24 protein-coding genes are annotated in these 25,817 nt (G+C 60.0%); 18 read left to right on the top strand and 6 right to left on the bottom strand.

Features of this window, described 5'->3' with window-relative positions:
• Positions 1 to 198 precede the first annotated feature (198 nt).
• From ACQZ5K_RS24060 to ACQZ5K_RS24040, 5 genes are read left to right on the top strand one after another with little or no spacing between them, the layout of a single operon-like run.
• Complete coding sequence (locus ACQZ5K_RS24060) at positions 199 to 1,506, top strand: ABC transporter substrate-binding protein (protein ID WP_448741666.1); 1,308 nt, start codon at positions 199 to 201, stop codon at positions 1,504 to 1,506.
• Positions 1,506 to 2,264 (top strand): ABC transporter ATP-binding protein, encoded by a 759-nt coding sequence (locus tag ACQZ5K_RS24055; protein ID WP_448741665.1) that lies wholly within the window; start codon positions 1,506 to 1,508, stop codon positions 2,262 to 2,264. Before ACQZ5K_RS24060 ends, ACQZ5K_RS24055 begins: the two co-directional genes overlap by 1 nt.
• Positions 2,248 to 2,943: an ABC transporter ATP-binding protein gene (locus tag ACQZ5K_RS24050; RefSeq protein WP_448741664.1), complete on the top strand. Its 696-nt coding sequence runs from the start codon at positions 2,248 to 2,250 to the stop codon at positions 2,941 to 2,943. The genes ACQZ5K_RS24055 and ACQZ5K_RS24050 overlap by 17 nt, the downstream gene beginning before the upstream one ends.
• A gap of 1 nt (position 2,944) precedes the next feature.
• A complete protein-coding gene (locus ACQZ5K_RS24045) occupies positions 2,945 to 3,805 on the top strand; it encodes a branched-chain amino acid ABC transporter permease (RefSeq protein WP_448741663.1) in 861 nt (286 codons plus the stop codon).
• Positions 3,802 to 4,785, top strand: coding sequence for a branched-chain amino acid ABC transporter permease (locus ACQZ5K_RS24040; protein WP_448741662.1), 984 nt, complete (start codon positions 3,802 to 3,804; stop codon positions 4,783 to 4,785). Before ACQZ5K_RS24045 ends, ACQZ5K_RS24040 begins: the two co-directional genes overlap by 4 nt.
• Positions 4,786 to 4,888: 103 nt before the next feature.
• On the opposite strand, the gene ACQZ5K_RS24035 is transcribed toward ACQZ5K_RS24040, so the two are convergent.
• Positions 4,889 to 5,812 carry a ketopantoate reductase family protein gene (locus ACQZ5K_RS24035; RefSeq protein WP_448741661.1) on the bottom strand — a complete coding sequence of 308 codons (924 nt, stop codon included), beginning with the start codon at positions 5,810 to 5,812 and terminating at the stop codon, positions 4,889 to 4,891.
• 233 nt (positions 5,813 to 6,045) lie between these two features.
• Here ACQZ5K_RS24035 and ACQZ5K_RS24030 point away from each other — a divergent pair, with 233 nt between their 5' ends.
• From ACQZ5K_RS24030 to ACQZ5K_RS24000, 7 genes are all read left to right on the top strand, one after another.
• Positions 6,046 to 7,494 (top strand): aldehyde dehydrogenase, encoded by a 1,449-nt coding sequence (locus tag ACQZ5K_RS24030; protein ID WP_448741660.1) that lies wholly within the window; start codon positions 6,046 to 6,048, stop codon positions 7,492 to 7,494.
• Between the two features lie 19 nt (positions 7,495 to 7,513).
• Entirely contained in the window at positions 7,514 to 8,002 is a 489-nt protein-coding gene (locus tag ACQZ5K_RS24025) for a MarR family winged helix-turn-helix transcriptional regulator (protein ID WP_448741659.1), read from the top strand.
• 154 nt (positions 8,003 to 8,156) lie between these two features.
• Entirely contained in the window at positions 8,157 to 9,200 is a 1,044-nt protein-coding gene (locus ACQZ5K_RS24020; RefSeq protein ID WP_448741658.1) for a TRAP transporter substrate-binding protein, read from the top strand.
• A gap of 61 nt (positions 9,201 to 9,261) precedes the next feature.
• Positions 9,262 to 9,816 (top strand): TRAP transporter small permease, encoded by a 555-nt coding sequence (locus ACQZ5K_RS24015; protein WP_448741657.1) that lies wholly within the window; start codon positions 9,262 to 9,264, stop codon positions 9,814 to 9,816.
• Between the two features lie 4 nt (positions 9,817 to 9,820).
• The gene (locus tag ACQZ5K_RS24010; RefSeq protein WP_448741656.1) at positions 9,821 to 11,119 is read left to right on the top strand and encodes a TRAP transporter large permease; all 1,299 of its coding nucleotides are present in this window, start codon (positions 9,821 to 9,823) and stop codon (positions 11,117 to 11,119) included.
• A gap of 21 nt (positions 11,120 to 11,140) precedes the next feature.
• Positions 11,141 to 12,853, top strand: coding sequence for a thiamine pyrophosphate-requiring protein (locus tag ACQZ5K_RS24005; protein WP_448741655.1), 1,713 nt, complete (start codon positions 11,141 to 11,143; stop codon positions 12,851 to 12,853).
• Entirely contained in the window at positions 12,853 to 13,968 is a 1,116-nt protein-coding gene (locus ACQZ5K_RS24000) for an alpha-hydroxy-acid oxidizing protein (protein WP_448741654.1), read from the top strand. The genes ACQZ5K_RS24005 and ACQZ5K_RS24000 overlap by 1 nt, the downstream gene beginning before the upstream one ends.
• Before the next feature lie 772 nt (positions 13,969 to 14,740).
• Here ACQZ5K_RS24000 and ACQZ5K_RS23995 read toward each other — a convergent pair.
• Complete coding sequence (locus ACQZ5K_RS23995; RefSeq protein ID WP_448741653.1) at positions 14,741 to 15,580, bottom strand: type 1 glutamine amidotransferase domain-containing protein; 840 nt, start codon at positions 15,578 to 15,580, stop codon at positions 14,741 to 14,743.
• An 83-nt stretch (positions 15,581 to 15,663) separates the two neighbouring features.
• Complete coding sequence (locus ACQZ5K_RS23990) at positions 15,664 to 16,356, bottom strand: type 1 glutamine amidotransferase domain-containing protein (RefSeq protein ID WP_448741652.1); 693 nt, start codon at positions 16,354 to 16,356, stop codon at positions 15,664 to 15,666.
• Between the two features lie 335 nt (positions 16,357 to 16,691).
• On the opposite strand from ACQZ5K_RS23990, the gene ACQZ5K_RS23985 reads away from it, so the two are divergent.
• Positions 16,692 to 17,603, top strand: a complete 912-nt coding sequence (locus ACQZ5K_RS23985; RefSeq protein ID WP_448741651.1) for a LysR family transcriptional regulator — start codon at positions 16,692 to 16,694, stop codon at positions 17,601 to 17,603.
• A gap of 233 nt (positions 17,604 to 17,836) precedes the next feature.
• Here the strand turns inward: ACQZ5K_RS23985 and ACQZ5K_RS23980 are convergent, their stop codons facing one another.
• The 3 genes from ACQZ5K_RS23980 to ACQZ5K_RS23970 all read right to left on the bottom strand — a co-directional run bounded on the left by ACQZ5K_RS23980 (position 17,837) and on the right by ACQZ5K_RS23970 (position 19,423).
• Positions 17,837 to 18,037: a hypothetical protein gene (locus ACQZ5K_RS23980; protein ID WP_448741650.1), complete on the bottom strand. Its 201-nt coding sequence runs from the start codon at positions 18,035 to 18,037 to the stop codon at positions 17,837 to 17,839.
• A gap of 260 nt (positions 18,038 to 18,297) precedes the next feature.
• On the bottom strand, positions 18,298 to 18,552 hold the full coding sequence (locus ACQZ5K_RS23975) for a helix-turn-helix domain-containing protein (protein ID WP_448741649.1): 255 nt from the start codon (positions 18,550 to 18,552) through the stop codon (positions 18,298 to 18,300).
• 232 nt (positions 18,553 to 18,784) lie between these two features.
• Positions 18,785 to 19,423, bottom strand: a complete 639-nt coding sequence (locus ACQZ5K_RS23970; protein WP_448741699.1) for a GntR family transcriptional regulator — start codon at positions 19,421 to 19,423, stop codon at positions 18,785 to 18,787.
• A 163-nt stretch (positions 19,424 to 19,586) separates the two neighbouring features.
• On the opposite strand from ACQZ5K_RS23970, the gene ACQZ5K_RS23965 reads away from it, so the two are divergent.
• The 5 genes from ACQZ5K_RS23965 (at position 19,587) to ACQZ5K_RS23945 (ending at position 25,812) form a co-directional block, all read left to right on the top strand.
• The gene (locus ACQZ5K_RS23965; protein ID WP_448741648.1) at positions 19,587 to 20,234 is read left to right on the top strand and encodes a GntR family transcriptional regulator; all 648 of its coding nucleotides are present in this window, start codon (positions 19,587 to 19,589) and stop codon (positions 20,232 to 20,234) included.
• Positions 20,235 to 20,406: 172 nt separating this feature from the next.
• On the top strand, positions 20,407 to 21,234 hold the full coding sequence (locus ACQZ5K_RS23960; RefSeq protein ID WP_448741647.1) for an ABC transporter substrate-binding protein: 828 nt from the start codon (positions 20,407 to 20,409) through the stop codon (positions 21,232 to 21,234).
• A gap of 67 nt (positions 21,235 to 21,301) precedes the next feature.
• The gene (locus ACQZ5K_RS23955; protein ID WP_448741646.1) at positions 21,302 to 21,994 is read left to right on the top strand and encodes an amino acid ABC transporter permease; all 693 of its coding nucleotides are present in this window, start codon (positions 21,302 to 21,304) and stop codon (positions 21,992 to 21,994) included.
• Positions 21,995 to 22,014: 20 nt separating this feature from the next.
• Positions 22,015 to 22,905, top strand: a complete 891-nt coding sequence (gene dapA / locus ACQZ5K_RS23950; RefSeq protein WP_448741645.1) for a 4-hydroxy-tetrahydrodipicolinate synthase — start codon at positions 22,015 to 22,017, stop codon at positions 22,903 to 22,905.
• A 15-nt stretch (positions 22,906 to 22,920) separates the two neighbouring features.
• Positions 22,921 to 25,812 carry an FAD-dependent oxidoreductase gene (locus tag ACQZ5K_RS23945; protein ID WP_448741644.1) on the top strand — a complete coding sequence of 964 codons (2,892 nt, stop codon included), beginning with the start codon at positions 22,921 to 22,923 and terminating at the stop codon, positions 25,810 to 25,812.
• Positions 25,813 to 25,817: the final 5 nt, after the last annotated feature.

Here is a 25,817-nt window from a genome sequence, read left to right as displayed (position 1 = left end):
CGCATTGGTCTTCCTATTTGATTTAAAACGGGAAAGTCTTGGCGGTGCGGGTGCCCGATTATCCACAAAACTGTTGATCCCCGATCTCTGGCGCCGCTCCTACTATGCTGAAGCCGGTCCCCGCAAGTAGCCGTGCTGCGGCGAACTTGCGACCGTAAAACCGCAGTGCGGCAAGAAAAAATCGACAGAGGAAGAACCATGACATTTTCGCACAACAACATGAGGCTGACCCGACGCAAGTTCCTTCACGCCGTGGGAGCTGGTGCTGCCGCGGGTGCGGCAACGTCCGTTCTGCCGGCTCCGGCTATCGCTGCCAGCCCGACGATCAAGATCGGCTATATCAGCTCGAAGACCGGCGCGCTGGCACCGTTTGCAGAGGCGGATCCTTTCATTCTTGCCAAGGTCCGCGAGGTGCTGAAGGATGGGCTTGTCAATAACGGCAAGACCTACAAGGTCGAGATCAGCGATATCGATGACCAGTCGAATTCTGATCGTGCCGCCACCTCGGCAAGCCAGTTGATCAATAATGACGGCATCCATCTCATGCTCGCGCAGGGGGCGCTGACCAACGTTCCGGTCGCCTCGCAATGTGAGACTGCGGGCGTGCCGGGCATCACCACGATGGACCCATGGCAGGGCTGGATGTTCCCGCTGAAGGGGACGCCGGATGTTGGTTTCAACTATGTAAACCACTTCTTCTGGGGCATTGAGGACATCATCTCAACCTTCATCGGTATGTGGGACCTGCAAAGCACCAACAAGAAAGTCGGCACCGCCTGGTCCAACGATCCGCCTGGCAAGGTCTTTGGTAATACCGAAATCGGTTTTCCAGCGTCGCTTGGCAAGGGCGGTTATTCGATTGTCGATGTCGGTGAATTCCAACCGGGCGCGGACGACTTCTCCCGGCAGATCGTCGCTTTCCGCGATGCTGGTTGCGATATCGTGACGGGTCTCTTCTCCCCGCCGGAATGGGCAGTGTTCTGGCGTCAGGCGCAGCAGCTCGGTTTCAAACCAAAGATCGCAACGCCGGCCAAGGCGCTGCTCTTTCCTGCCGGAATAGAGGCGCTCGGCAAGACCGGCGACGGGATGTCTACCGAAATCTGGTGGACGCCAGGCTATCCGTTCAAGTCCACATTGACGGGCCAGTCCTGCGGCGAGATTGCGGCGGAGTATTCCAAGTCGTCGAGCAAGCGCTGGACACAGCCGATCGGCGTGGTCCATGCCCTGTGGGAACTGGGCATCAACGCACTGAAGAACGCGGCTGATCCAACCGATCCGGATGCCATACAGGCGGTCATAAAATCGACCAAAATGACGACGGTCGTCGGCGATATCGACTGGGCCGGAAGCCCGATCAAGAACGTTGCCAAGCTCAAGATTGCCGGTGGCCAGTGGCGTCTCCAGCCCGACGGCACCTACGATTTGAAGGTCACCTACAACAAGAACGCCCCTGAGGTTCCAGTCCAGGCCGACTTTACGATGGACCTGGCGCGGAAGGCTGGGTGATGGTGGCATCTGACGCGATCAGGGCGCTCACCGTCGAAAATGTCGTGAAGTCCTATGGCGGACCGACCGTATTGGACGGTGTCAGCATTGCGATCGATCCCGGGAAAATTCTCGGGATCATCGGTCCCAACGGTTCCGGCAAGACCACGCTCTTCAGCGTGATTTCCGGTGCTTTTACGCCTTCTTCCGGCAAGATTTTCCTCGCCGGCCGGGACGTCACCGGCCTTGGAGCTTCCGCACGTGCTATTGTCGGCATCGGGCGAACCTTTCAGGTTCCGCAAACCTTCTCGCATATGTCGGTCTACGAGAATGTGCTTGTTGCCGTCGAGTTTGCTGGGGGACTAAAGGGCCGTGAAGGGGAGGGGGCGGCGCTTCAGGCGCTGAAAATCTGCGGGCTTGAGAGCCGCGGAGATCTAATCGCCGGGGGGCTGCCGCTGCTTGACCGCAAGCGTCTCGAGCTTGCCCGCGCGCTGGCCACGAAGCCCACCGTTCTTTTGCTGGACGAAATCGCCGGAGGATTGACCGACGAGGAGGCCGCGGACGTCGCGACCATTGTTAAAGCGCTGGCAGCAAGCGGAATTGCGATTATCTGGATCGAACATCTCGTGCATGTGCTCACCCATGCCGCCGACGAAATCGCAGTCCTTGGTGAAGGGCGCATCATCGCGCAGGGCGAACCGCATGAAACAATGCAGATGCCCAAGGTAAGGCAAATCTATCTCGGTATGGAGCCTGACATCGATGATCTTGATCAATGACCTCAGGGCGGCCTATGGGCCGCTGCCCGTTCTGTTCGGCATCGACCTCAGCGTAGCACGCGGCGAAACGCTGGCGCTGATAGGCGCAAACGGCGCGGGTAAGACCACGACTTTTGCGGTGATGACGGGCCGTTTGAGGCCTCAGACGGGCAGCGTTTCGGTCAACGGCCGAGATATTGCCGGACTGACACCGATGGACATCGTCGGTCACGGAGTGGCACTCGTTCCCGAGGGTAGACAACTCTTTCCGAGTCTCACCGTGGAGGAAAACCTGCTGGTCGGCGCGCATTCGCGGCGGCCGGGAGGATGGACCCGGGAGCGTGTCTACGAGATTTTTCCGACCGTTGCCGAATTCCGCAAGCGGCCGTCGACGGCGCTATCGGGAGGTCAACAGCAACTGGTTGCTATCGGTCGTGCACTCATGTCCAACCCCGGGGTTCTGCTCTGCGACGAACTCTCGCTCGGCCTGTCTCCGGCAGCCGTCGATACCGTCTACGCTGCGCTTCAGAAGCTGCGGGGGGAGGGGCTCACAACCGTCATCGTCGAGCAGGACATTGCCCGCGCCCTTTCCGTCTCGGATCGCTTTGCGTGCATGCGCCACGGGCAGATCGCGTTGTCGGGTCCGTCTGCCACCGCGGACAGGGCCGAGATCTCAAACGCCTATTTCGGGATGCGTTGATATGCTGGAAACCTTGATCAATGGCGCGTTGGTCGGCGCACTTTATGGCCTTTACGGCCTCGGTCTGTCGCTCTGTCTCGGCCTCATGCGGCAGATCAACCTTGCGCATGGTGATTTTATCGTCTTCTCCGCCTTCCTCGCCCTGCAACTCATGAGCCATTTCGGGCTTCACCCCCTTCTGGCGCTGCCGGTGGTTGTGCCCGTTATGTTTGCGGTTGGCTGGGCCTTGCAGCGCTTCATCATCGAAAGGACGCTTGGGCGCGGCGAGATGCCACCTATTCTGGTGACGTTCGGGCTTTCTGTCATTCTCCAGAATGTCATGCTCGAACTTTTCAGTGCCGATACCAGGAGCCTTGATCCTGGCGCACTTGGAACCGCGGCAGTCAATTTCGGCTCGGTGGCGATCGGCGTTCTGCCGCTCCTCACATTTGCGGTGTCGATCGTCATTTTTGCACTTACGGCGGCGGTCTTCGGCGGTACGCGCTTCGGCCGCGCGGTTCGCGCGACGTCGGACAATGAAGCTGTTGCGCAGCTGATGGGGATAGGGACGCGGAAAGTCTTTGCCACTGCCATGGGCTTAGCGCTCGCCATCTCCGCCATCGCTGCGATCTTCTATGGTATGCGTGGCACTTTCGACCCGTCGACGGGTCCGGAACGTATGCTCTTTGCATTTGAAGCCGTGATCCTCGGCGGGCTCGGCTCGATCTGGGGAACGCTTGCCGGTGGCATTGTTCTGGGTATTGCCCAGGCGGCGGGCACCTTCATTACCCCGAGCCTCGGGCCACTTGTCGGCCACATCGTCTTCCTCATCGGCCTCTTGTTGATGCCGGGTGGCCTCTTTACCAAAAGGATACGTGTATGACGCTCGCTTCGCCTCTTGCCCGGTCTCTCGTGGCTGTAGGTTTTCTTGCCGCGGTGCTGTTGGCCATACCGTTTACAGGCTCCCGATACGCTCTCTTGCTAACGACCGAAATTGCAGCGGTTCTGGCAATTGCTCTCATGTGGAACCTGCTTGCGGGCTTTGGCGGTATTGTTTTCATGGGCTTTCAGGTCTTCATCGGCATCGGTGGATACACGCTCTTTATCGCCGCCAACGGGTTCGGCATGTTACCGTTTCCCTTCGTGTTGCTGTCTGCGGTCGTCTGCGCAGGCTTCGCATTGCTGATCACACCCGTTCTTTTTCGCCTTTCGGGTGCTCAGCTCGCCATAGGATCCTGGGTCATTTCGGAAGTCGTCAGACTGATCGTCTATCATACTGGGCTTCTCGGCGGCGGCGGTGGAATTGCACTGACGGCTGTACGCGGTGTTGATCGTTCCGTCAGGCTTTTTGCAACCTATGGCACAGCTGCCGCCATCTTGTTGATCGCGCTTCTGACCTGCGTCGGGCTGATGCGAAGCCGATTCGGTCTCGCCTTGCGCGCGATGAAGGACAGTCCACTTGCTGCCGAAGCGATGGGCGTGACGATTCGCAAAACGCAAACCTATGTCCTGCTCATCGCAGCCGCGATCGGCGGTGCAGCCGGAGCCTGCTACTATATGGTTGCCCTGCAAGTGAGTCCGACTGCCGGATTTTCAATGAACTGGATGGCTATCATACTCTTTGCGGTAATCCTCGGCGGGATTGGAACGCTCGAAGGCCCGATCGTTGGCGTCGCCATTTACTTCTTATTGCGCGAAACGATGGGCAATATCGGATCGCTCTACTTCATCATCCTTGGCGTCCTGGCGATCGGCGTGACATTGTTCGTCCCGGGTGGAGCCTGGGGACTGTTGAAGTCTCTGATCAAGATCGATCTGCTCCCCATTCGTCGTCAAATGCGTGAGGTAGGGCGTAGCGTTTGACCCTCCTGTAATTCCCATCGAACGGTCACTTCAACGATGCAAGCCTGCGAATGATTGGCCGGCGTTACGCATGGTAACCGTGGGGCTTCGCCCCTTTCCGGTGTCAGAGGCGTGGCGTCTCTCCATCAACGATAGCCAGCAGGCCGGCCAGCGTTGCCGTCACCGGGGTGGCGACGCCAAGTCCGGTACCTGCCTTGCTGACTGCTCCGGTAATTGTGTTTATCTCCATGCGTCGACCCGCAAGCCGGTCCTGCAACATGGATGGCTTGTGCTGTCGATGATTGGCGAAGGCATGTTCCACCGACTGGCGAATATGATCCGCATTAATGGCGAGGCCCTTGGCCGTCGCAACCGCTACAACTTCGTCTAGAATCGTGAAGACGATCGCGCGGGTCTCCTGCCGGTCGCCCATCTCGCCAACGGTCAATCCGGTGATGGCCGCGAGTGAGTTGAGGGCGGAATTGAAGGCGAGCTTTTCCCATATCGCCGCTTCAACGTCGGGATCGAGCTTGCAGTTGAGCCCGGCCCTGTCCAGAGCGCTGCCAATCGCTTTCAGTCTCTCCGACACTTGGCCATTCGCAGCCCAAATCTTGATCTCACCTTCGCCAGGAACGTTGATAAATCCAGGCTCAATCAGAGTGGATGGCCAGTTGGTCATGCCCATGACGATGCGGTCGCGATCCACAAAGGGCTCAATTGCCTCGACGTTGCCAATCCCGTTCTGCACAGTCAGCGCCCAGGTGTCTGGACCGATCAGGTGTTTCGCGGCTTCCATGGCAGATGTGGTGTGCATGCCTTTGGTAAAAACGATTAGGAGTTCGAAAGCATCCGTATAGCGATCTGCCGGCCCAACCGGAAGGCGATAGGACTTGTCCCCGAAAAGGCCGGATACCCGAAGCCCGCCGCCGTCAACTGCCTCGATCGTTGCCTGTGATACTTCGATCAGTGCGACGTCATTATCCTGATTTGTCAGGCGCGCGGCGAACAAGCCCCCCATGGCGCCAGCTCCAATTACGCCGATCTTCATCTCTCTCTCTCTCTCCCTGATTGTATGGCCCCGGTTCAGCCGTGCTTCAATGAAGTAGCTTCGGCGAATTGGTTTGTAATCCAATATTTGGATATCAAACTATCTTGCGCAAGCGGAATTTTCTGCATAAGCTTCTGTCAGGCAATAGGGGAGGCAGGCTGGCTGGAAGGGGATTGGTAACAGTTCCTGCCAGGAACCGGCGGATCCAAAGCCGCCTTCGGAGGAGGAAAACCATGGATGAGATTCAGCTATTAATAAATAACGAGGACCGCGCAGCGCTTGCGGGCGGTATATACGAGCGCATTGATCCTGTAACCGGCCAGGTAGCGACCAAAGCAGCGGCAGGTCAGGTGGAAGACGCCAAATCCGCCGCAGACGCCGCTGCCGCTGCCTTCGCGCAGTGGTCCTCTACGGGGCCGGGCGAACGACGCAAGCTGCTTCTGAAAGCTGCCGATATCATGGATTCCAAGGCAGGCGAATTTATCCGTCTGATGACGGCTGAAACTGGCGCCACGGCGCCCTGGGGTGGCTTCAACACCATGTTCGCAGCCAATATCCTGCGCGAGGCCGCGGCGATGACAACGCAGATCTCCGGTGAAATCATCCCGTCCGATAAGCCAGGCACACTGGCCATGGGCGTGCGCCAAGCCGCCGGCGTTTGCGTTGGCATCGCGCCCTGGAACGCACCTGTCATCCTCGGCACGCGTGCCATCGCCATGCCGTTGGCCTGCGGCAACACGGTCATTTTAAAGGCTTCCGAACTATGCCCGGGCACCCACCGCCTGATCGGGGAGGTACTGCGCGAGGCGGGCCTTCCCAAAGGTGTCGTGAACATCGTCACGAATGCGCCGGAAGATGCAGCCAAGGTTGTGGAGGCATTGGTTGCCCATCCGGCGGTCAAGCGCATCAACTTTACCGGCTCAAGCCGCGTCGGCAAGATCATCGCCAAGCTCGCGGCCGAACATCTGAAACCCGTTCTGCTGGAACTTGGCGGCAAGGCGCCATTCCTCGTTCTAGATGACGCGGATCTTGATGCGGCTGTCAACGCAGCGGCTTTCGGTGCCTACATGAACCAGGGCCAGATTTGCATGTCGACAGAGCGGATCATCGTCGACTCCAAAGTGGCGGACACCTTTGTGGAAAAGCTCGCGGCCAAGGCGAGAGCGCTCCCGGCAGGTGATCCGCGCGGTCACGTCGTTCTCGGCTCACTCGTGACGCCTGAGGCGGCCGAGCGGGTCCAGGAAATGGTCGATGACGCCGTTGCCAAGGGCGCGGCACTCGTGGCCGGTGGCAAGCGCAACGGTTCCATCATGGAAGCGACGCTTGTCGATCACGTGACGCCTGATATGCGGATCTATTCCGAGGAATCCTTCGGTCCCGCCAAGAGCGTGATCCGCGTCAACGGTGACGAGGAGGCGATCCGTGTTGCCAACGATACGGAATATGGTCTGTCGTCTGCGGTCTTCAGCCGGAATGTCGAGCGCGCCATGGCGGTCGCCCGGCGGATTGAAAGTGGAATTTGCCATATCAACGGTCCCACCGTCCACGACGAGGCGCAGATGCCATTTGGCGGCGTCAAGGCTTCGGGTTACGGTCGGTTCGGCGGTCGTGCGGCGATTGCCGAGTTCACCGATCTGCGTTGGATAACGGTGGAAGACGCGCAGCAGCATTATCCGTTCTGACATATTCCGGAGAGTATTTGTGAGACCATCAGCCAAATCCGTCGAGGATACCCCGAGCCAAAGCGACAGCGACCCTCTCATTCCTGAAGCCTTCAGGGATGTCATAGGATATCACTTGCGCGTGGCCCAGGAAGTCTCGTTTCAGGCATTCAGCGCAATGCTGGAAAAGACGGATCTCAAGCCGGGTTGGTACTCGATCCTCACGATCCTTTCCGAATATGAGGAGTTGACCCCTTCAGAATTGAGCAAGGTGTGCGGCCGGGACCGCTCCACGCTGACTTCAACGCTGAAGGGACTCTCCATTCGCGGCCTCATCGAACGGCGGCAAAATCCGGATGATCAGCGCAGCTACAGCGTCAGCCTTACCAAAGCCGGGCGCGAGATGCATTCGCGACTACATGCTTTCGCGCAAGAGCATGACCGCCGCCTCGATGAGATCGTCGGCAAGGACAAGGACCTTCTGGTAGCAATCCTGGCGAGGATCGTCGGTTCATTCGGTAAGGGCTGAACCGGCGCGGCGGGATCATCACAGGCCTACGGCCAGCTGACCGCCGAAAACCGGGAGACATTTCGACATACGGGAATTCCCGTTCAATTCGGTTTCCGAGGAGGAGCCGGAAACGCCAGCGGCTTGCCCGCAATTTTCAGCAAGGGAGGAAGACATGCTGAACAGAATTTTCAAAGGTGGCCTGATGATCGCCGCACTGGGACTGGCATCCGCTTCGGCAGGCGCGGTCCCGCCCGCCGTCGCGGCAGATAATCCAATCCATCTGAAGATATCGCTTTGGGTTCCGCCAACCCATCCGCTCGTCAAATCGGCGCAGGAATGGGCAGACAGCATCGCAAGGGATTCCGGCGGCTCTATAACGTCGTCGATCTTCCCTGCCGAACAGCTCGGCAAGGCGTTCGACCACTATGACATGGTGCGCGACGGGATTGCCGATGTGGGTTATGTCAGCCCAGGCTACCAGCCCGGCCGCTTCCCCTTCATCAACGCGGCCCAGCTTCCGTTCACCGTGGCCAACGCCACTGGTGGAACGGCAGCGGTGGATGGCTGGTATCGCGAATATGCGCACACAGAGATGGCAGACACGCATTTCTGCCTCGCCTTTGTTCACGATCCGGGCACCTTGCATTCCGTCAAAAAGGTTGTGCTGCCCGAAGATTTCAAGGGACTGAAGGTTCGCCCGGCGCAGCAGACTGTCGGCGAAATGGTGACGCTTCTCGGCGGAACGAACGTGCAGGCGTCTGCACCGGAATCGCGTGACGCTCTGGAACGCGGCATTGCCGACGCCATCACCTTTCCTTGGAACTCCGTGTTCCTGTTCGGGATAGACAAGGTCACGAAATATTCGATCGATGTCCCGCTCTATACCACGGCCTATACCTGGTCGATGAACAAGGACGTTTACGACAATGCGTCCGCCAATCAGAAGAAGGTGCTCGATGCCCATTGCAACACCGAATGGGCAGTCAAATTGTCCTCCGCCTGGACCGCGTTCGAGAATGCCGGTCATGCCCGCATGAAAGCTGCGTCCGGTCACGAAGTGGTTGAGCTGACTTCGGAACAGCTCGAGGCGTGGCGCAAGGCAGTGTCTCCGTTGCAGGGCAAATGGGAAAGCCAGGTGACGGCAAAGGGCGGAAACCCTGCCGAGGTTCTCGGGAAACTGAAGAAGAATCTGACCGACAACAAGGCCGCGTTCTGAGGCAGTTCCGGCCGGTCCCGTGCGGGGCCGGCCCATCGCTCACGGCAATTGGGAGGAAGCCATGACGCCTGAAACACATGAAAGCCCCGCAGCCACCATTACGGAACCCAGGAACCACATGGATCGCTTCATTGCCGGCATAGAGTGGATCGCGGCCGGTTTTGTCGGTCTGGTGGCCGCTGATATCTTCATTTCGGTTATGCTCCGGTACTTTTTTTCCTATGCGATCCCGGACGGTTACGATTTCGGCCGCATGTTTCTCGGTATTCTCATCTTCTGGGGTATCGCCGCTACCAGCTATCGTGGCGCCCATATCACCGTCGATCTCGTCTGGGAAAATGCCAGCCCGAAATACAAGCGCTGGATCGATGTTTTTGCGACGCTGGTGCTGCTGTTCGTCGTGACCGTGCAGACGATCATGTTGTTCGACAAGGTGGTCCAGACCCGAGCCCAGCATGTGCTCACCTACGACCTTCAGCTTCCGGTGTGGCCATTCTTTCTCATTGCCTGGCTTGGTGATGTCGCCGCCGTTCTGCTCATTGCAGTGCGCACCTTCCGTCTCGTGTTTTATCCGCAAAGCGTGAATGTGGATCACGCCGACAATCCGGTGGAGTGATGCCATGACACAGAATTTCGTAGCCGTAGCCGGATTTTTCGCACTCTTTGCGCTGATGCTGTTGCGCGTTCCCGTTGGCATGGCGATGGGCCTTGTTGGCGTAACCGGTTTTGGCGTGATCGCGGGCTTTGGCCCGGCCCTGAAACTGATTGGCCAGACGTCCATGCGCACCGTAACGGATTATACGTTCGGCGTTATTCCGATGTTTCTTCTGATGGGCGCCTTCGTTTCCAACTCTGGCATGAGCCGCGAACTTTTCCGGGCGGCCAATACGTTCATCGGTCATTTAAAGGGCGGCCTGGGGTTGGCAACAATCCTCGCATGCGGTGGCTTTGCCGCAATTTCTGGTTCATCGGTCGCGACAGCTGCGACCTTCTCGACAGTCGCCTATCCAGAAATGCGGCGGCTGAAATATCCCGAGACTTTTGCGGCCGGCACGATTGCGGCTGGAGGCACACTGGGTGCCATGTTCCCGCCTTCGACCGTCCTCGTGGTTTACGGCATTATCACCGAGCAGGATATCAGCAAGCTGTTCATGGCAGGCCTGATCCCGGGCATCATTGCGATCCTTATGTATATGACGACCATTGTGATCATCGGTCTTGTGCGCCCCAACCTGTTGCCGGCCGCCCCCAAGAGCTCGTGGAAAGAAAGGCTGGATGCCATCAAGGACATATGGGCGCCGCTCACCCTGTTCCTTTTCGTCATCGGCGGTCTTTATGGTGGTCTCTTCACACCGACGGAAGCGGGTGGCGTTGGCGCCGGCGGTGCATTCATTATCGGTGTTTTGCGGCGCAGGCTCGACAAGGAGAAGATCCTCACCTCGTTGCTGCACGCGACACGCACGGCAGCAGCAGTTTTCACGGTACTGATCGGCGCGCTGATCTTTGGGTATTTCCTGACGATTACCGGGACGCCGCAAAAGGTCACAGAGTTTCTGGGTGGTCTCGGCCTTGGTCCCTATGGCGTGCTGGCGTTGATTCTCGTGATGTATCTCGTGCTGGGCTGCCTCATGGACGCAATGGCGATGATCATCCTGACGGTTCCGATCGTCTATCCCGTTATCGTCTCGCTTGGTTTCGATCCCATCTGGTTTGCGGTCATTATCGTCATGACGGTGGAACTCGGCCTGATTTCTCCACCGGTCGGCATGAACGTGTTCGTCATCAAGAGCGTCGTGCCAGAGCTGACATTTTCCCGCATCTTTCGGGGGGTGTCACCCTTTATCATCACGGACTTCCTTCGCCTGGGGCTGCTGGTAGCCTTCCCGATCCTGGCGACATGGCTTCCGTCCTATCTCTGAAATACGAAAGTGAGCCAATTCATGACGGACACAAAGTCTGCTACAATTACCGCCGGAGGCGCTCTGCTGGCGCGCCTGAAGGCCGTTGGCGTCGATTACATCTTCGCCAATTCAGGCACGGATTTCCCGCCGATCATCGAGGGGCTGGCGGAAGCGTCAGCCAAGCAGATCCCGTTGCCCAAAGCGATCGTCATTCCCCACGAAAATGCGGCCATGGGCATGGCGCACGGCTATTATCTGGCGACGGGACGTGCGCAGGCGGTAATGGCGCACACCAACGTCGGCCTCGCCAATTGCGCCATCGGCGCAATCAACGCTGCTACCGAACACGTTCCGATGCTGCTTTTTTCCGGACGGACGCCCGTCGTGGAGAAGGGGCGGCTTGGTGCACGAACCGTACCCATTGGCTGGGGCCAGGAAATGCGCGACCAAGCGGCGATGATCCGCGAAACTGTTAAATGGGACTACGAGCTGAAATTCCCTGAACAGGCCGTTGACATCGTTGACCGTGCCTTCGCGGTTGCGAATTCCACGCCGCGTGGACCGGTCTATTTAAGCCTGCCGCGTGAGGTGCTCTGCGAGCCGTGCCCTTCGGACCAGCTCGATGCGTCGGCAACCATTGCGGCAGCCAGAGCGGGGCCGCGCCGCGCCGACATCGAGGCGGCTGCAAAACTTCTCAGCCAGGCACAAACCCCGCTGATCATCGCGCAGCGCGGCGCGGGTTCACCCGAAGGATTTGCAGCATTGTCCCGCCTTGCCGAGGATTGGGGTATTGCGACTTGCCAATATTGGGCGATCCAGCTCGCCGTGCCGACCGACCATCCCATGGCAGTAGGCGGCGACCCTGCCAACTGGCTCGCGGAAGCCGATCTCGTACTGGTAATCGATAGCCTGGCTCCATGGTCCCCGGACATTCACCTACTAAAGCCGGGCTGCAAGGTCATTCATATCGGCGAAGATCCGCTTTATGCGCGCTTCCCGGTTCGCAATTTCCCCTGCGATCTGGCACTTGTCGGCGATACGGACGAAATTATCATCGATCTGGCTGCCGCAGTTTCCGGCTTCCTGCCGGAGACTGAAAAAGTTCGCGATGCTCGACGCGCCAAGATCGCAATCGCGTCGTCCAAGCGCCGCGCGACGATCCTTGAACGTGCTGCGGCAGGCCGAGGCCCAGTGATGACCAAAGCGTTTGTCAGCACCTGCCTGTCCAGAGCGATCGAGGGAATGGACGCGGCAGTGTTTTCAGAGCTGGGCGCGCCGCTCGAGGAACTGACTTTGCACTCGGCCGACACCTGGTTTCAGGAACCGCATTCTGGTGGCCTCGGCTGGTGCTTCCCCGCGGCGCTCGGCATGAAACTTGCGCAGCCTGACAGGCTGATCGTCGCCACGATGGGTGACGGCTCCTACATGTTTTCCAATCCGGTTGCCTGCCATCAGATAGCAGAAGCGGCGGAAATTCCACTCCTTGTTCTGGTTCTCAATAACTCGGAATGGGGGGCGGTGCGTCAATCCGTGCTCGGCGTTTATCCGGACGGGTATGCCTCGAAGGCAAACACCATGCCGCTGGTTTCGCTTACGCCGACACCGGACTTCACCAAAGTGGCGGCTGCGAGCCGGGCCTGGACCGCCCGGGTCGACCGAGCAGAGGAGCTCGACGCAGTTCTGGCGGCCGCGATCGAACAGGTGACGACACACAAAACCCAGGCTCTCGTCGAAATACGGATCGCGCCCTGATGAGCCTTCTCAACGTCGAAGAATATAGGCAGGAGGCGAAGCGACGGTTACCGCGCTTTGTCTTTGACTATCTGGATGGTGGCGCGGAAGACGAGATCGCGCTCGAGGGTAACCGCAGCGCCTACGAGGCGATAAAAATGACGCCGCGACTGCTTAATGATGTCGCGGTTCGCGATCAGAGCATCGACTGGTTCGGACGACGCCTGCCGATGCCGGTCGTTATCGCGCCGACCGGCCTTAACGGCCTCTACCGACGTGACGGTGATATTTTGCTTGCCAGGGCAGCTTCCAGATTGGGTATCCCTTTCACGCTGTCAACGGCCTCGAATAATTCCATCGAGGAAGTCGCCAAAGCGTCGAACGGAGATCTGTGGTTCCAGCTTTATGTGATGAACCGCGATTTCGCGGACCAGCTTGTGGATCGGGCGCTCGCGGCGGACTTCAGCCATCTGGTTCTGACCGTGGATGTTGCGATGGGCGGCAAACGGGAGCGTGATGAGCGGAACAATTTCGTGATGCCATTCCGTCTTCGTCCGAGAACAGTCGCCAACGTCCTTTGCCATCCGCGGTGGCTGTGGAACGTCGGTCGTCATGGTGCGCCATCAATGGCAAATCTCGCCACTGACGTGGTCACGGATCCCAATACCCAGGCAGCACTTCTTTCCCGCAAGATGGATGCGAGCTTCGATTGGGACGATTTGAAACGTCTGCGTGACCGCTGGCCCCGTCGCCTTCTGGTGAAAGGTTTTTTACACCCGGATGATGCTGAACGCGCGGTCGGCCTCGGTGTTGATGCTGTTGTTGTCTCGAACCATGGCGGCCGTCAACTCGATATAGCGCCCGCACCTATCGACGTTCTGCCCAGCTTCTCCATTATCAACGCTCCGATCATTGTCGACAGCGGCATCCGGCGTGGAAGCGACATCGTTAAGGCGATCTCGCTGGGTGCGAGCGCGGTGATGATCGGTCGCGCTGCATTGTTCGGCCTTGCTGTTGGCGGCGAGCAGGGAGTTGTTGAGGTGATCGAACTTTTGCGACGCGAGGTTGACAGAACACAAGCGCTGTTAGGTTCAGGAAGGTTCGTCCGTTCCACTCCCGGCGATTTTTTTGAGTGATGCCGAAGGGGCGTTACATCTCGGTCAATTTCACCAGCGCAAGACGAATCGTACTCCGTACCGACGTAGCACATTCGTCGCTGACCGAAGTCGATAGACGAGACCCGTCTGCAGCTGATCACCATCGACCCGCGCACGGCGATCGGTGCCGGTGCCGCACGCCTCTGGATCAACAAGCGCGCGGGCATGGTCGTCGCAGGCCCCTGTTTTACCGCCAATGCCCGCGAGGCAGGCTGCGATCTTGCAAACGCCGGCTTGCATCCATGCCTTCCGACATCAGGGGGCGGCTATGCCGGCGATGAACCCGCTCAAGGGCCGTACAGAGGCCGATGCCCTTCGATCCTTCCCACAAACAGCGGCGTCGCTTTGCAGCTGTTGCTGCGCCCTGGTACGGCCGTCCGGGCGAAGAGCTCTTCTACGGCGTCAGGCCAGAACAGTTTATCTTTGCCGACGATGGAAGGCCGGTACAGATCTTCGTCGCTGAGCCGACAGGAGGAGCAGACAGATTATCCAAGATGGCAGGCGGGTCTCAATGAGTCCTGCCGGACTGTCAATCGGTTCAGGACACTGGAGAGCTCTGATTCCAGGCTTACCCGGTGTCCTTAACCACGTATTGGCAGAGTACTGCGGCACCTGCCACGACCCAGTCATTTGTTTGTCCTTTCGGGCTGGTTGCAGCTTGCGATCTCGAGTGCCAGTCAAGCGGTTGAATTGGACCGAAGCTGAAGCACCGCTCCGGGGTTGGTGCCGTGCCGGCAATGTCGTGAAGGGGCTACTTCAGTCGCTTAAGCAGTTCGGCGGCGACGGCCGGAGCGGAGCCGGGATTCTGGCCAGTGATCAGTTCACGGTCAGTCACGACGTTGGATGACCACGGCACCTCATTGCTGACGAAATTACCTCCCGCCGCCTGCAAGGCTGTCTGCGGATAGAACTTCATCTCGCCACCGTTCAGCAGGCCCTTGGCGATTTCTTCTTCCTGATTGCTGATGACGGTCATCTTGTAGCCTGCATAGATCCAGTCCCCGGCTCTGGCCGAACCGCTTGTCTCCAGCTTTGTGATGAAAGCCGCTGCATCGGGCAGGACCGAGAGGAGGGCGATCGGGCCATGGCAGGCAAGGGCCGTCGTCTTGCCCTTCGCATGGAAGTCGGCGAGCAACTTGCCCAGTTCAGGGCTGACCAGAAGATCCTGCATCGGGGCGTGGCCGCCCGGCACATAGACCGCATCAAATTGATCGTAACCGATCTGCTCGACCCGGGCGAGGCTGACGACCGGCGAGACGCTGCCGGACGTCAGTTTGAGCTTGTCAAGCATGGCGATGCTTTCCTGCATCGCGACCTCGTCGCCGCCGAAATACATCTTGTCCACGGAGGATTTGTCCAGCGTCGGCGCTGTACCCCTCGGGGTCGCGAAGGTAATCTCATGACCGGCCTCGGTGAGTGCCTTGACCGGCTGCATCAACTCGTTGAGATAGAAGCCGGTCTCGAAAACCTTGCCATTCTTCAAATCAAGATGGTCGGAATCGGACAGCACAACGAGGACGTTGGCGGCCTGTGCGCTGAAGGCGCTCGTTCCAAGAGCTAGCGCAAGAGCGAGAGTGCGGTTGGCTTTCATGGTTTTCTCCCTGCAAAGACCATTCCCTGCCAGCATGGCGGGGAAGGTCCATGACTTGTCGTTGGTGATGGGGTTAATGACGATTATGCGGTCAGCAGGTCGCGAAGTGCCTCGCCGACGCCAGTCGCTGACTGGGGGTTCTGACCCGTAACCAGCCTTCCGTCGACGACCACCTTCGCGGTCCAGTCGGGGGCTGGATGATGGTGCGCGCCGCGGGCGGCAAGCGTGCTGGCAAGCAGGAAGGGCACGACCTTGTCGAGCCCAACGGCGCGCTCTTCGTCATCGGTGAAGGCAGCGACATTCTTGCCGGCGACAAGATGCGCGCCGTTACTGAGCGTGATGTTGACCAGTGCGGCGGGGCCGTGGCAGACAGCGGCGACGACACCGCCTGCCTCGTAGACATCGCGGGCGACGCTGCTGACAACCGGGCTAGTCGGGAAGTCCCACATGGCCCCATGACCGCCAGCGAAGAAGATGGCGGCATAGTTTATCGGATCGACGTCGGAAAGGCGCGTCGTGTTGCGAATGGCGTTACGGAAGCCTTCGCTGTTCCAGTAGCGCCCATTGGTCCCGTCAGTGAGGTCGAGACCGTCGACGGGCGGCTCGCCGCCATCGATCGAGGCGAACTCGACCGGGATGCCGGCGGCATCGAGGACGGCGAGGGGATGGGTGACTTCGCCGAGGTAGAAGCCGGTGTTTTCACCCGTTTCACCTTTGACGCCATGGCTGGTAAGAACGAAGAGAACCGGCTTGATGTCCTCGGTTGGGCTTGTCATGATTTGCTCCTGAAATCGGGGATGACGCTTGATCGGATTCGATAACGGGAATGTATTAAAGCCCAACAGAAGGATAAATACGCCTTCAGGGAATTCATTTGTTCGCAGGAGGATGGAATGACGGGTGCAGCACACGCCGGTGCCACGGACAATTGTTTGCTCCGGTTACGAGAGATGTACGGGGTACGGCCTGCAGCAATATCTCTTCGAACTGCGTGAGCGGGAACAGTCAGTCGCGGAGCATACCGGAGCGACGTCGATCTCGCCACTTTATTGGCGCCGCGATAAGGGATAAATCCTTCCTGAAGGAATTGATTTATTCGTAAGAGGCTAGAATGAGTCGGCGATTTGACCACCTTGGCGATGTTGAAGCGTTCGTAACTGTCGCGGAGAAAGGGTCGATGACCGAAGGGGCGGTCGTCCTGTCGACCACGCCTTCGGTGCTCAGCCGGGCGATTACCCGGTTGGAAACGCGCCTCGGTGCCCAGTTGATGCGCCGGACAACCCGGCGTCTGAGCCTGACCGATGCTGGGCGTGCCTACCTTGAGCAGGCGCGCGCGGCGTTCTCATTGTTCGATGATGCTGAGCGGACAATCCAGGGCAAAGATGGAGAACTGCTCACCGGCAATGTGCGTCTCAGCGTGCCAACGACCTACGGCCATTATCGACTGCCGGCGATGTTGAGCGGGTTCGCGAACGCCTATCCAGAGATCCAGATCGAATTGAGCATCACCAATCGAAATGTCGATCTGGTCGCCGAGGGGTATGATCTGGCGATCCGCCTCGGACCGTTACCTGACAGTGGTCTTGTGGCACGGAAACTGGAGGACGCGCCATTGCGGCTGGTTGCCGCTCCGGCCTATCTCGAGCGAGCAGGCACGCCCCTGTCGATCGAGAGTCTGGCGGACCACCAGTGTCTGCCCTTCGTCATGCCGAGCACCGGGCGCTGTGCCCCTTGGCTGTTCTGTACAGAGGATCGCGACACGGAGTGGACGCCGCCTGGCCGTATCCGGGTTTTTGATGATGTGTTGGGCGTAATCTCGCTTGCGGAAAGCGGACTGGGCATTTGCCAGACTTACGATTTCATCGTGCGCGATGGCATCGAGCAGGGGCGCTTGGTCGAGGTCCTGGATCACACACGGGGGCGAACGAAGCCCTTTTCCATCATTTTCGCGCCGCATCGGCGGCTCTCACCTGCGACGCGGGCGCTCATCGACTATCTCACTAGTGCTGCGTCAAGCATTTGAGCCCGTCTCCACACGCAGCCGGTGTGCCGAAGCGACAATATGGTCCCGGACAACGGCGATCCGGGGATGCCGCGAGGCGCCCTTGTTCCAGACGAGATATAGAAAGTGCTCCGGGCCAGCGCGTACCGTGGGGAGCGCAACCATACGGCGGGCAGTGAGATAGTCAGGAAGGACCGACCATCCGGCTCATGTCGCGACGGTATTCGCAAGCGGGCGCAGATCCGGCGCGGTGATCACAGGGCCGGTACAGCGGCGTCTCGCCGAAGACCCTGAATGAACTCGCGCACGAAGGGAAGATGCTCGTCATAAGCAAGGCAGGGCAGATCGCCAAGAAGCGCCGCGATCAGCGACCGCCCCTGGTCTTCTGACGAATTTTCGGCGCGGCCATGAGGAACAGTCTTTGCGACCGATTTCGGCAAACCCGTATGTTGCATTGTCCGACAGGGACGTCGTGATGGCGAAATCAACGGCCCCCTCATCCAAATGCGACCTGACACACTCCCGATTCCCCGTCTGAAACCGGAATTTGATCCCATCCATGTGAAGCGGCACGACTGCTCGCAAAAGCTGAGTCGAAACGAATTCGGCAGGCCCGGCGATGTGAACCGTTCCCTGCAGGGTTCCAGAACGTAGCTTCAATGCCTCCGGACTGCTGTCCAACGCATCCGGATGTGGCGCGATCGCTCGGGCACGATCATCGGCTGCGGCCGTGAGCGACACAACCGCGTGCCACCCGGTCGAAAAGAGCTTTTCCGGATGACGACTCAAGGCTCTGGTTATTGGCGGAGGCCGCTGGTTGGGTAATGCCCAGCCTGTTCGCCGCATGTTTTCCGGAACCGATCCGGTCTCGGGGGGAACACCGAGGGTGGCGAAGGCCCGCTGGATGTGATGAAGGACAGGTGATGATTTTCGCCGAAATCGTAGTAAAATACGAAAAAACGGAGGACACGATTATGGGTCGTCCATCCCTGAATAAACGCCGGAATTATTGGGAGAACGTAGGAATCGACACACTTTTCGCACTGTGTGTTGCGCTCCCCATTGCGGGTCTGGTTTTCATTATCTTGCACGTTTGACGATCGCGTATCGTGGTCGCGTGGTCTGTACCTGCAACAAGACTGAAGGAGGCGTCAGGTCTCATATCACGCGGCATCGGCGCCGCAGCCTTGATACATTTTGGTCTAGTCGAACATGTGCAGGTGGCGTCGGGCGAAATCGATGAGGCTTTCGACATGGGAGGTGACCGAACGCCTCACCGCTTCGGCGTCCTTGTTTTCCAGGGCGCCAACGATGACGAGATGTTCGGTCGAGTCCGGCGTCAGCCGGTCCTTGAGATTACCGATTTCAAACAGACGAGTTGTTGCGCGTAATCCCCGCAGTACGCCGGCCATGACGTCGTTGCCGCAATAGTCGATAATCAGATTGTGGAGGTGATCGTCCGAAAACCAATGGGCGTCCGTATGGTAGGCAGTAGCGCCCATAAGGTCGTCGATTTCACGTCGCACCTCCACGAGCCGTCTGCCGGGAATGGCCTCCATAGCCTGGACTGCCGCTTCCGGCTCAATAAGGATGCGTAGCTTGAGGCTCTGGATATATTCACCGATGTCTACTTGACGGACCACATATCTGCGACCATCGCCCTTGTGGACCATTCCCTCGCCCTCAAGCCTTTGCAGCGCCTCGCGCAGGGGCGTCCTGGAAATCCCGAGCGTCTCGGCAAGCCGTGCCTCGGTGATGACCTGCCCGCCACGCAGCCGCCGGTGGCGTATCATGTCGGACACGGCGTTGTAGGCGAGCGCCGCCAGTTTATGCCCGCTCATGTCCGCGGGTGTCTCGGCTGCCTGTTTTTCCGTTTGTGTCACGCGGCTTGTCATCCTTCGTTCGCTTGGGTCGGGTGATCGGTTTTCGTCACCCATACGTCTTCCAAAGACCTATAGCATGTTGCATAGCTGTCATGATCGCGAACACGCCCGGAGTTGAAATATGAACGACGATATCACGGTCACGACGGAAACCAGTCTGGCTGACGAAACGTATCGTGCACTTCTTAACGATATTCTGGCGGCGCGGCTGGCGGGCGGGGCTGTTGTGCAGGAACGGCGTCTTGCCACAAGACTCGGCGTGTCGCGCTCGCCGATGCGGGACGCGCTGGGCAGGCTCGAGGGGCAGGGACTTCTGGTGCGCAACAGCAAGGGCGTGCTGACGGTTCGCGTCATTTCGCTTCAGGATTATCTGAACAGCCTTGCCATGCGGCTTCTGGTCGAGCCTTCGGCGGCGGCGCTGGCGAGCGCTTCCATGGAGCTGGCGCGCATCGACGCGCTGCGAGATATACTCGACCGCATCGACGCCGATCCCGAGCCGGATCCGGCCGTGGTCTGGCACTTCGACGATGCCTTGCACAATGGTATCGGTGCGGCGAGCGGCAATCCCTTCATGGCGGAAACAATCATCCAGATGCGCCGTTATACGACGATCTTCGAACGCCAGCGACGCCTCGCGCATCGCAAGCCGGGCATTGCCGATCACTATGCCATTCTCGCGGCGCTCAGGGCGCGGGATGCGGAAGCGGCCCGGGAGGCGATGACCCTGCATCTGGAACGGGTTCGCGAAAACATTCTGAGTACCTACTGACCTCATTATTTCTCCTCTCCCGGGGGAGGTAATGCCCGTTTTTACGCCCTGCTGAAAAAGGGGGCTTGCATCACGCCTGTCAAATGTGTATGAAATTGGTATACCAATTGGATGCAAATTTGACAAGCAGCCTGTTGGATCGAAAAAGAAACATAACTCCAGAGGCCCCGACATGAATTTCCGTCTTGTATCGCTTGCGGCTTTTGCCGTCCTCCAGCTTTCCTCTACCGCCTTCGCGCAGACCTGCACGCCCAAGGTTGCCGATTCCGAACTCATCAAGCCCGGCACGCTGGTTATGTCCACCAACCCGACGCTGCCGCCGCTGCAATTCGTCGATTCCAAGGGCGAGCTTCAGGGCATGCGCGTCGAACTCGGCAAGGAGGTCGCAAAGCGTCTCTGCCTCACCCCGGAATACATCCGCATCGAATTCTCGGCTATGATCCCCGGCCTTCAGGCTGGCCGCTGGGACATGATAAACACCGGCATTTTCTTCACCCCCGAGCGTGCCGCGATGATGCAGATGATCCCCTACGAGGATCAGGCGATCAGCGTTTCCGTTGCGCCGGATACGAAGAAGGAATTCAAGTCCAAGCAAGATCTGGCCGGCATGCGCATCGGCGTGGAGCTTGGCGGCTTTGAGGAAAAGAAGGCGCGGGAACTGGACGCGGAACTGAAGAAGGAAGGCAAGGACGGTTTGGCGATCCAGACATTCGACAACTTCGCGCTGGCCTTCCAGTCGCTTCGCGCCGGACAGGTCGAAGGGGTTGTCTCTATCGACGCCGTCGCCAAGGAATATGATACGCGTGGCGATTTCAAGCGTGCCGTGCATGGCCTCTATCCGGCCCCTGTGTCGGTCGCCTTCAAGAGCCCGGCGCTCGCAGATGCTGTTTCCAGCGTCCTGAAGGAGATGAAGGCTGACGGTTCGCTGGGCAAGCTGTTCGACAGCTACGGTCTGCCGATGGTTCAGGGCGACTACGCCGTCAAAGGCCCGAACCGCTGATAATTGATGCGCAGGGCGAGCGTCTTCCTTCGGGCGCTCGCTCCCGACAAGACTGGAGAGGCCCGCCATGTCATTCTGGAACTGGTCAGGTTTTTTTGAATACCTGTTCAATCCCTTCATTCTTGAAGGTGTCGCCACCACGATATGGCTGACCTGCGTCTCGCTGGTATGCGGCCTGATCCTCGGTTTCGTGCTGGCGCTGATGCGGCGGTCTCATACGCTGCCGGTGCGCAGCGTTGCGACGTTTTACGTCTGGCTGTTCCGCGGCACGCCGCTTCTGGTGCAGCTCATCGTCATCTACACGGCGCTGCCGCAGCTCGGCATCCGTTTCAGCGTCGTGCAGGCGGCGCTGATCGGCCTTGCGCTGAACGAGGCCGCCTATCTCGCCGAAATCATCCGCGCAGGCATCGAGGCCGTGCCGGAAGGCCAGTCGCGCGCCGCAAGGGCGCTTGGAATGACCGAGCGGCAGATCATGCGCCGCATCGTCATGCCGCAGGCCTTCAAGGTCATCATCCCGCCGCTCGGCAATTCGGTGAACGGCCTTTTGAAAACCACATCGGTCACCTCGGTCATCTCCATGGAGGAGCTTCTGCGCCGCACGCAGGTTCTCATCCAGGAGAAGTTCATGGTGCTCGAACTCTTCGCGGTCGCCGCCATCTACTATCTGCTGCTCACCACCGCCTGGGATTTTCTCCAGCGGCGTATCGAAAAGCGCTTCGGTCAGGCGACGGCAACTGCCCGCATTGCAGACAAACGCTGAAATCTCGAAGGACAACAGGAATGAACAAGACATTTCGCGGTGTATTCACCGTGATGATTACGCCGCTAGACGACAAGGGCGCGGTCGACCTCAAGGCGCTGACTGCCTTTGTGGACTGGCAGATTAACGAAGGAATTCATGGTCTTATTCCGCTTGGTTCAACCGGTGAATTCCTTTCACTCTCGCAAGAAGACCGCGACGCGGTGGCACGCACCGTCATCGAAACGGCGGCAGGCCGCGTGCCGGTCCTGATCGGCACCGGCGCGGAGGACACCCGGGAGGCGGTGCGCCTCAGCCGCGAGGCCGAAGCCATGGGTGCGGATGGCGTCATGGTCATTCCGCCGTTCTATTCCACCCCCACCGACGACGAACTTGTCGAGCATTACCGGACGATTGCCGGGGCGATCGGCATTCCGGTCATGGTTTACAACAATCCCGCCACGGCCAATGTCGATCTGAAGCCGGAGCTTCTGGCGCGCATCGCCGAGATCGACGGCTGCGACTACGTGAAGGAATCGACGCTGGAAGTGACGCGCGTTCGCGATATCGTGCGTCTGGCCGGAGACAACATGACCGTGTTCGGCGGTATTCTCGGTTTCGAATCCTTCGTGATGGGCGCCGAGGGCTGGGTGGCCGTCGCCTCCAACGTCGCGCCGCGCGTCATGGCGCGCATCTTCACGCTTGCTGCCGATGAAAAGAAGTATGATGAGGCGCGTGCCCTTTATCTGGAATGGCTGCCGGTCATCCAGGCTGTCGGCGGGCAGGCCTATGTGGCCGGCTCCAAGGCGCTGCTCAACCATATGGGCTTTACCGCTGGTCATCCGCTGCCGCCGCGGCTGCCGCTGCCGGCTGCACAGGATCAGGCGATGAAGGCGCTGGTCGAGCGCTTCGGTCTGCGCTTCGAAGGCTGAGGAAGGTTGCCGAACATGCCCGTTTCCGCCGGTTATGCAGACAGGCTTACACTCTACATCGACGGTGCAGAATGCCGTGCCGATGCGGGCGCAAGCATTGCGGCTGCAATGGCGGCGGCGGGCAAAAACGGCTTCTCCTGCGATGTGACGGGCAAGTCGCGCGGCCTGTTCTGCGGCATGGGTGTCTGTCACGACTGTCTCGTGACGGTCGACGGCCGCACCAGCCAGCGCGCCTGCATGACGCCGGTTGCCGATGGCATGCATGTGGATCGCCAGATGGCGCGGCCCGACATTCTCGATGACAGCCTGAAAGCGATCTGTCCCGTTCCGGATGCCGTTTCCGAGCGGTGCATGGATCTGCTTGTCATCGGTGCCGGTCCGGGCGGGCTTTCCGCAGCACTTGCCGCCGCCGAGGCTGGCGCATCGGTCGTGGTTCTCGACGAGCGGCACACGGCGGGCGGCCAGTTCTACAAGCAGCCGAATACGGCCGATGCCGCCGCCGCGCTTGCCGGGGATGCACAGGCCCGCGATGGCGCCTCGCTGATCTCCCGCGCCCGGGAGGCAGGCGTCGCGCTGGTCGCGGGCGTCACCGTCTGGGGCGCGTCGTATACGCACGAGGGCGGCCTGCTGATCGGCTGTTACGGGCCGGACGGCGCGTTTTACGCCGCGCCGAAGATGCTGGTGATCGCCACCGGTGCTTTCGAGCGTTCCGCTCCGGTGCCGGGCTGGACGTTGCCGGGCGTGATGACCGCCGGCGCCGCCCAGACGCTGCTGCGCAGCTATGCGACGCTTCCCGGCCAACGCATCGTCATTGCGGGCAACGGCCCGCTCAATATTCAGGTCGCGACGGAAATCCTGAAAGCGGGCGGCGAAATCGTCGCGCTGGCGGATAGGGCAGCGTCGCCTTTCCATAACCCTGCCGCCGCATTGGCCGTGCTGCAAGGCGATCCGGCGCTGGCCTTCAAGGGCATGCGCGAACTCGGCAAGCTGGCGAAGGCCAAGGTTCCGCTCCTCTGGCAAAGCCGCGTTCTAACCGTCGAGGGCGAGGGGCGCGCGGAGCGGGTCAGCATCGCCACTCCGTCTGGCATCCGGCATTTCGAGGCCGATACGGTTCTTCTCGGCGGCGATTTCACAGCCTCCAACGAGCTTCCGCGCCTCGTGGGCTGCGCCCATGACGTTGCGGCTGATGGCTCCCTTGTTGCACGTTGCGGCGAGGACGGCGAAAGCTCGCTTCCGCACGTTCATGTCGTCGGCGAGGCGGTTCGTTTCGGCGGCGCCTATGTCGCGATGTCCGAGGGACGGCTCGCCGGTCTTGCCATCGCCCGCAAGCTCGGACTTGGCGACAGGACAGACTACAAGGCGAAACGCAGGCTCTCCCGGTCGAAAAAGTTTCAGGCGGCTCTCTGGTCGCTTTTCACCAGTGCAGCGGAAAGCCTGTCGCAGCCGGCAGACGACGCTATTGCCTGCCGCTGCGAAAACATCACGGTCGGTCGCCTCAGGGAAGTTTCCCGAGACGCCCCGCCGGATATCGCAACCCTGAAGCGGTTGACGCGGGCCGGGATGGGCCGCTGCCAGAGCCGCTATTGCGGCCGCACGCTGACGGCGCTCGCCGGCAAGCCCGTTTCGCAGACGCAAGGGCTGCTCGCGCCGCAGATGCCGCTTCGGCCGGTGCCGCTCGCCGCGCTTGCCGTCGAAAAGCCGGAATGGGGTGGTCACAAGCGCGCATTGCTGCCCGAACGCCCGCCCTTGCCGAATGCCGAGCCGCTGCCGCGAACCGATGTTGCGACGCTGGTGATCGGCGCGGGGATCGCGGGTCTTTCGACGGCCTATTTCCTTGCCGATAGCGGTGAGGATGTCGTCGTGCTGGAGCGCGGTTTTCCCGGTGGGCTCGCCTCCGGCGGCAACGCGGGCAGCCTGCACGCGCAGCTTCTTTCCTTCGATCACGGCGTGCGCGCCGAAGGCGGTGGCGGACCCGCCGCCCGAACGCTGTCCCTGCAACGGGATTCTATCGATCTGTGGCTGGCGCTCGAAAAGCGTTTCGGCGTCGATTTCGAGATGAAGATCACCGGTGGCCTGATGGTGGCGGAAACGGAAGCGCACCTTCGCTTTCTGGATGAGAAGACCGCGCTGGAACGCGCCTCCGGCATCGATTGCCATGTCATCGGCAGGCAGGACCTGAACAGGCTCGAACCGGCGCTGTCGTCCGCCATGATCGGCGCGGCCTATTGCCCGCAGGAGGGCAAGATCAATCCGCTGGCCGCTACCCGCCACATGGCCGATGCAGCACAAAAGGCTGGTGCGCAGATTTTCGACAGGGCCGAGGTGCTCGCTATCGAACGGGGCGGCAATCGCTTTACGGTGGAAACCTCGCGCGGCAAGATCACCGCCGCCCGTATCGTCAATGCGGCGGGCGCTTTCGCCGCCCGCATCGGGGGGATGCTTGGCCTCAAGGTTCCGGTGTTCGGCGCGCCGCTGCAAATGGTCGTGACGGAAGCGGCGGCACCTGCCATTTCACATCTCCTCGCCCATGCCGACCGGCATCTGACGCTGAAACAGGCGGCCAACGGCAATTTCCTGATCGGCGGCGGCTGGACGGCGGGGCTCGATCCGGTCCACAGTCATCCGCGCCCGCTGTTTTCCAGCCTCGAAGGCAATCTCTGGGTTGCCCAGCATGTCGTGCCGGGATTGCGCAAGCTGCATGTCATTCGCAGTTGGGCGGCGATGAACATCAACATCGATGGCGCGCCGATCCTCGGAGAACATCCGGCCATGCCGGGCTTCTTCAATGCCGTCACGTCGAACGGCTATACGCTTGGGCCACTCGTCGGCCAACTCACGGCCGCCATGGTCGCAGGCCGCGATCCGGGCCGCGACCTGTCGGCATTTTCCATTTCCCGTTTCCAATGAGGCGA

This window comes from Agrobacterium sp. 22-226-1 (assembly GCF_053522345.1).
The sequence above is the reverse complement of the archived record's forward strand: the minus strand, read 5'-3'. Positions and strand labels throughout refer to the sequence as shown.

Coding starts and splice junctions, on each gene's coding strand:
- ACQZ5K_RS24040 (WP_448741662.1), top strand. CDS start 3,802: ATGACGCTCGCTTCGCCTCTTGCCCGGTCTCTCGTGGCTGTAGGTTTT.
- ACQZ5K_RS24050 (WP_448741664.1), top strand. CDS start 2,248: ATGATCTTGATCAATGACCTCAGGGCGGCCTATGGGCCGCTGCCCGTT.
- ACQZ5K_RS24060 (WP_448741666.1), top strand. CDS start 199: ATGACATTTTCGCACAACAACATGAGGCTGACCCGACGCAAGTTCCTT.
- ACQZ5K_RS23990 (WP_448741652.1), bottom strand. CDS start 16,356: ATGACAAGCCCAACCGAGGACATCAAGCCGGTTCTCTTCGTTCTTACC.
- ACQZ5K_RS24055 (WP_448741665.1), top strand. CDS start 1,506: ATGGTGGCATCTGACGCGATCAGGGCGCTCACCGTCGAAAATGTCGTG.
- ACQZ5K_RS23955 (WP_448741646.1), top strand. CDS start 21,302: ATGTCATTCTGGAACTGGTCAGGTTTTTTTGAATACCTGTTCAATCCC.
- ACQZ5K_RS24020 (WP_448741658.1), top strand. CDS start 8,157: ATGCTGAACAGAATTTTCAAAGGTGGCCTGATGATCGCCGCACTGGGA.
- ACQZ5K_RS24010 (WP_448741656.1), top strand. CDS start 9,821: ATGACACAGAATTTCGTAGCCGTAGCCGGATTTTTCGCACTCTTTGCG.
- ACQZ5K_RS24015 (WP_448741657.1), top strand. CDS start 9,262: ATGACGCCTGAAACACATGAAAGCCCCGCAGCCACCATTACGGAACCC.
- ACQZ5K_RS24030 (WP_448741660.1), top strand. CDS start 6,046: ATGGATGAGATTCAGCTATTAATAAATAACGAGGACCGCGCAGCGCTT.
- ACQZ5K_RS23970 (WP_448741699.1), bottom strand. CDS start 19,423: ATGAGCGGGCATAAACTGGCGGCGCTCGCCTACAACGCCGTGTCCGAC.
- ACQZ5K_RS23985 (WP_448741651.1), top strand. CDS start 16,692: ATGAGTCGGCGATTTGACCACCTTGGCGATGTTGAAGCGTTCGTAACT.
- ACQZ5K_RS23980 (WP_448741650.1), bottom strand. CDS start 18,037: ATGCAACATACGGGTTTGCCGAAATCGGTCGCAAAGACTGTTCCTCAT.
- ACQZ5K_RS24005 (WP_448741655.1), top strand. CDS start 11,141: ATGACGGACACAAAGTCTGCTACAATTACCGCCGGAGGCGCTCTGCTG.
- ACQZ5K_RS23995 (WP_448741653.1), bottom strand. CDS start 15,580: ATGAAAGCCAACCGCACTCTCGCTCTTGCGCTAGCTCTTGGAACGAGC.
- ACQZ5K_RS23960 (WP_448741647.1), top strand. CDS start 20,407: ATGAATTTCCGTCTTGTATCGCTTGCGGCTTTTGCCGTCCTCCAGCTT.
- ACQZ5K_RS23965 (WP_448741648.1), top strand. CDS start 19,587: ATGAACGACGATATCACGGTCACGACGGAAACCAGTCTGGCTGACGAA.
- ACQZ5K_RS23945 (WP_448741644.1), top strand. CDS start 22,921: ATGCCCGTTTCCGCCGGTTATGCAGACAGGCTTACACTCTACATCGAC.
- ACQZ5K_RS24045 (WP_448741663.1), top strand. CDS start 2,945: ATGCTGGAAACCTTGATCAATGGCGCGTTGGTCGGCGCACTTTATGGC.
- dapA (WP_448741645.1), top strand. CDS start 22,015: ATGAACAAGACATTTCGCGGTGTATTCACCGTGATGATTACGCCGCTA.
- ACQZ5K_RS24000 (WP_448741654.1), top strand. CDS start 12,853: ATGAGCCTTCTCAACGTCGAAGAATATAGGCAGGAGGCGAAGCGACGG.
- ACQZ5K_RS24035 (WP_448741661.1), bottom strand. CDS start 5,812: ATGAAGATCGGCGTAATTGGAGCTGGCGCCATGGGGGGCTTGTTCGCC.